At 38.4% G+C, this 5,056-nt stretch carries 2 protein-coding genes; both read left to right on the top strand.

Features of this window, described 5'->3' with window-relative positions:
- Positions 1-506 precede the first annotated feature (506 nt).
- A complete protein-coding gene (locus tag F6K13_RS17565) occupies positions 507-1,253 on the top strand; it encodes a peptidylprolyl isomerase (RefSeq protein WP_124146457.1) in 747 nt (248 codons plus the stop codon).
- Between the two features lie 584 nt (positions 1,254-1,837).
- Complete coding sequence (locus F6K13_RS17570; RefSeq protein WP_124146458.1) at positions 1,838-4,840, top strand: peptidase domain-containing ABC transporter; 3,003 nt, start codon at positions 1,838-1,840, stop codon at positions 4,838-4,840.
- Positions 4,841-5,056 lie beyond the last annotated feature (216 nt).

Genomic DNA, 5,056 nt, shown 5'->3' on the forward strand with positions numbered 1-5,056 from the left:
TACAGAAGAGGTAAATAGCCAATGCAATAAATAAAAAAACCAGTAAAACCTAGATTTATAAAGCACAATAAAAATTTAAAATGCAGGAGAAAAAGATTACTATAGTCTTAACTATCTAACTATATAATCATTATTTAACTATAGCTATTGTAGACAGTAGTAATAATAATGATGTTATTATGAAGTAAAGTATAATATAAATATTTTGACTAGCATATTCATCCGAATTATACCCAAGTTAAAAGCAGTTGGTGAAACCATGGATTAATAAGCATATATTTTGACCCATATTCGTAGTCCTATGACTTTAGTGTAGATACCAATAACAGGGGAACAGCTCCAAAGGACAATGCGTCACAGGGCAAAATCACCTATTTCTTTGTATTTTTAAATTAAAGACGAATCAATATAAAGAAATAATAATAATATGGTAACTTAATCTGCCACTACTTTTAACAGAAGACTAAATTAAAAGGGATAGTGCAAGTCAGTTGGAGATATGAAAAATGACAGGACTGTTTCAAATCGGCGATAAATTATTGCAAGCTCAAGATATCCCATCGTTATTAAAACGTTATCAGTTAATGCCTCATTTTTTACGAGGGGTGATAATCGACCAAGCGATCGCTAACTTGACTTGCACAGAAGCACAAAAAACTACAGCGGTAGAAAAATTTGAGAACCAATATCAGTTAAATACCCCCGAAACCAAACAAGCATGGCTCAAAAACCAAGACATGACCCAAGAACAATTGGTAGAAATGGCAATTAGGCCAATATTACTAGAAAAATTTAAACAAGAAACTTGGAGTAATCAAGTAGAAAGATATTTTCTGACTCGTAAGAGCAGTTTAGACCAGGTAGTATACTCTCTGATTAGGACAAAAAATCCTGGTCTAGCCCACGAACTGTATTTTCGCATAGTAGAAGAAGAACAAACCTTTGCGGATGCAGCTCGTCAACACTCTGAAGGTCCAGAAGGGCGCTCGGGAGGATTATTAGGGCCAGTGCCTCTGAGTCAACCACACCCTGCTATAGGCAAAATTTTATCAGTAAGTAAACCAGGTCAAATCTGGGCACCACGTCCATTGACGGAATGGACAGTAATTATTAGATTAGAAAAATTTATCCCTGCACAGCTTGATGACTCAATGCGTCGCGCTCTAATAGATGAACTATTTGAAAATTGGATCAGAGAACAAATAGGAAAAATTGGTACCCTCAAGCCACTACGTTCAGACGTAAAAGTTTGAAGAAGGTTTTAGGTAGTGTGTTGTGAGGTGCTAGGTAAATAACATACAAGAAAAGTGTTAGGTAGTAGGTTTCAATAATTAACAATTAACAATTATTTCTTAGGTGAATAACCAATAACCTACTCTTCCAAGGAAAACTGGTTGATGAGAGGATTTTAACCCAACTAGATTTGGCAAGGGGTCTCCCGTTATAATCTCCGATTTAACGGGAGGTGAATTGCCCACAGTAAATTAAACAAGTGTCGATTGGTGTTTAAATCAAGCAATAAAGAGTAGTAGAAAAATTATGATAATTACTCATTGCTACAAAATTAGACGTTGCACAGCGACGAATGATTTGAGATTTTTGATTGAATTGGATTGTGGATTAATCAATTGCTAGAATGATTAATTAATGGTTATTTTTAGTCAAAATCTAAACTAATTTTTGGCAATATCATTCCATAATGTGCAACCCCAGAAATAAAAATCTATTGCACAGTTTTAGCTGTGTTAGTTCACTACGACCTACAACCTACGATCTACCACCCGATTTAAATTATTTCGGTATTGCCCAACTAGAGTGAAATAAATTTATAGACTCGATGGCTACTTCCTCAACAATATCAAGATCCCAAGTACAAGAATTTCTGGCAGACAAACCACCATTTAATCTACTTTCAGAAAATGCACTGAAAACTCAATTAGTGGGAAAGTGTCAACTTCTTGGTTACCGTAGTGGCCAACCACTATTTGAAAGAGAAAAAATGCCCACCCAGATAGCAATTATCTATCAAGGTCAGGCACGAATATTAGGTTACGACCAGCGATCGCAACGTCATGCCAGTTTACAGTTGGCCGGGCCAGGAGAAATCCTTGGTTGGGCTGGGTTGTTACGAGGGACACCTTGTGAAACAGCACTCGCTTCCACAGATTTAATTGCCGTGACTTTACCCGCCGCAGACTTCTTGGCAATATTAGAAGCAGAGCCAGAATTTGGGGCAGCCTTTTTAGAACGTCCAGCAGTGAGTGAAGTATTTGAACTACTCAGTCAAGAATTTGCTAGAAGGGCTGAAGTTAGTGGGAACTTGAAAGAACTTGCTAGAAATGTTGTCGAAAAAACTGTGGTAGTCAACCTACCAAAAGGAGATGTAAAGACTAAGGAACTAGAATCTATCTTAGAATCGGAAAAAATCTGGCTAATCAGTAGTGGGGTAGTAGGAGATTTTGCTCCGGGTAGTCCAGTGGTTTTAGATGGAGTGGGTAGGTCTTTAAAAATTGAGGGACCCAGAGGAGCAAGAATTTTAGGATTCCCAGAACAAAAAGAGCGAGGCGAACTTGAAGATACCACCGTCGAAAATGGGGCACAAAACACTGAGCTTGTGCCTTTAGATGTATCTGTAGTCCCCCAAGCACCAGCACGTCCACCAGAACCAACTGTTGCTCAAGATACTCAATCTATAAAATATCCAATTTTCCGGGGTAAGGGAGAAGTACCTGCTGCTTTGGCTTGTTTTCAGATGCTGGCTAAACATCTGAAGCTGAAGTTTCGCCGAGATGTGATTCGCCGGGTATTGGACAATCAGATTCGGACTGCAGGTAGGGTGTCTCTGCAAGCTTGTGGAGCGATCGCTCAGATGATGGGATTAACTGGTCAACTGGTACAGGTTCCGGCAGCAGCAGTTAATCGTCTGAAGGCACCAGCTTTAATTCAATGGCAGGACCATTTTGCCGTACTTTACAGCATTACAGAACAAGAGATTGTTGTTGGTAGTCCAGAATTCGGATTAACTCGTCTCAAACCAGGCCAGTTTGCGGAAATCTGGGGAGAGTCTGGACAAGTTCTATTACTCCAAGCTCCAAAATCAGAACAGAAGGAAAAGTTTAGTTTTTGGTGGTTTCTTCCTTCTTTGATGGAGCATCGGACAGTTTTTATTGAGGTGTTGATTTCCTCATTTTTTGTACAGGTATTTGGTTTGGTCAACCCCCTGATGACCATGATTATTATCGATAAGGTGATGGGGCAACGTAATATTGAGGCTTTGGATGTTCTGGGTATCTTGATGTTATTGGTGGCTCTATTTGAAGCTTTGTTGGGGGGTTTACGAACTTTCTTGTTTGTGGATACTACTAACCGTATAGATGTCAAACTTAGCTCTGAGGTTATTGACCATTTACTCCGTCTCCCACTCAACTATTTTGATAATCGTCGGGTGGGTGATTTGACGGGTAGGATTGGAGAATTGGCTAATATTAGGAATTTCCTGACAGGTACAGCTTTAACTGTGGTTTTGGATTCGGTATTTTCAGTAATTTATATTGCTGTGATGTTGGCTCTTAACCCGTTAATGACGGCGGTAGCTTTGGCAGGGGTGCCTTTCTTTACTGGAATTATTGTTATTAATTCGCCAATTGTAAGAAGACTTCTAAGGAAAAAGGCGGAACGTTATGCTGATTCTCAATCTTATTTAGTAGAGGTTTTAAATGGTGTTCAAACTGTTAAAGCTCAGAATTTGGAACTTCGGTCTCGTTGGGAATGGTCGGCGCGTTATGCGAAGTTTATGACTGCTAGTTTTAATACTGTTTTGACTCAGACTACTTCTAGTTCTATTAGTACTTTTTTAAATAAACTTTCCGGACTGGCACTTTTATGGGTTGGTGCTTATTTGGTAATTGATGGTCAGTTGTCAGTGGGGGGATTAATTGCTTTCCGAATTATTGCTGGTAATGTGACAGGTTCGTTGCTCCGTTTTGTGAGTGTTTGGCAGAGTTTCCAAGAGGTGGGAATGTCTATTGAACGACTTCGAGATGTTTTGGATACGGAGGCTGAAGTAGATGAGGAGGACCGGAATAATATTGATATGCCGCCGATGAGTGGGGGTGTTAAATTTGAGGAGATTTCTTTCCGATTTACTCAAAGCGGACCTTTACAGTTGGCTAATGTAAATTTGGAATTTCCTGCTGGTTATTTTGTGGGAATTGTTGGTTTGAGTGGTTCTGGAAAGAGTACGTTGATGAAGTTATTGCAGCGTTTATATCCACCTCTTTCTGGTCGAATTTTTATTGATGGATATGATATTCAAAAAGTAGAATTATATTCTTTACGTCGTCAAATTGGAGTGGTTTTGCAGGATACTCTCCTGTTTAATGGTACGGTTCAAGATAATATTGCTTTGACAAATCCAGATGCTACTACTGATGAAATTGTGAGGGCGGCTAAAGTAGCAGTTGCTCATGATTTTATTATGAATTTACCTAGTGGTTATAACACTATGGTAGGTGAAAGAGGTGCTTCTTTATCAGGGGGGCAAAGGCAAAGAATTGCTATTGCTAGGACGGTTTTACAAAATCCGAGATTGTTGATTTTAGATGAGGCAACTAGCGCATTAGATTACAGTTCGGAACGTCAAGTTTGTGAGAATTTGGCTGAAGCTTTTGCTGATACAACGGTGTTCTTTATTACTCACCGTTTAACAACAGTGAAAAATGCTAATACTATTATTATGATGGATAAAGGTTCGGTGGTGGAACAGGGAACTCATGGTGAATTAATGGCGGTTAAAGGTCGTTATTTCTGTCTCTATCAACAACAAGAATCTCAACAATAATTGGGGAAGGAGATAGGAGACAGGAGACAGAAGGGAAGTCAAAATTCAAAAGTTAAAAGTCAAAAGTAAAATTAAAAGTTAGGAGTCAAAAAGTTAAAAGTTAAAAGTTAGGAATTAAAAAATTAAAAGTCAAAAATCAAAAGTTAGGAGTTAAAAAGTAAAAAGTTAAAAGTCAAAAGTGAAATCAAAAGTTAGGAGTTAAAAAGTAAAAAGTTA

Origin of the sequence: Okeania sp. SIO2B9 (assembly GCF_010672505.1) — a bacterium.
GTDB classification, from domain to species: Bacteria; Cyanobacteriota; Cyanobacteriia; order Cyanobacteriales; family Microcoleaceae; genus Okeania; species Okeania hirsuta.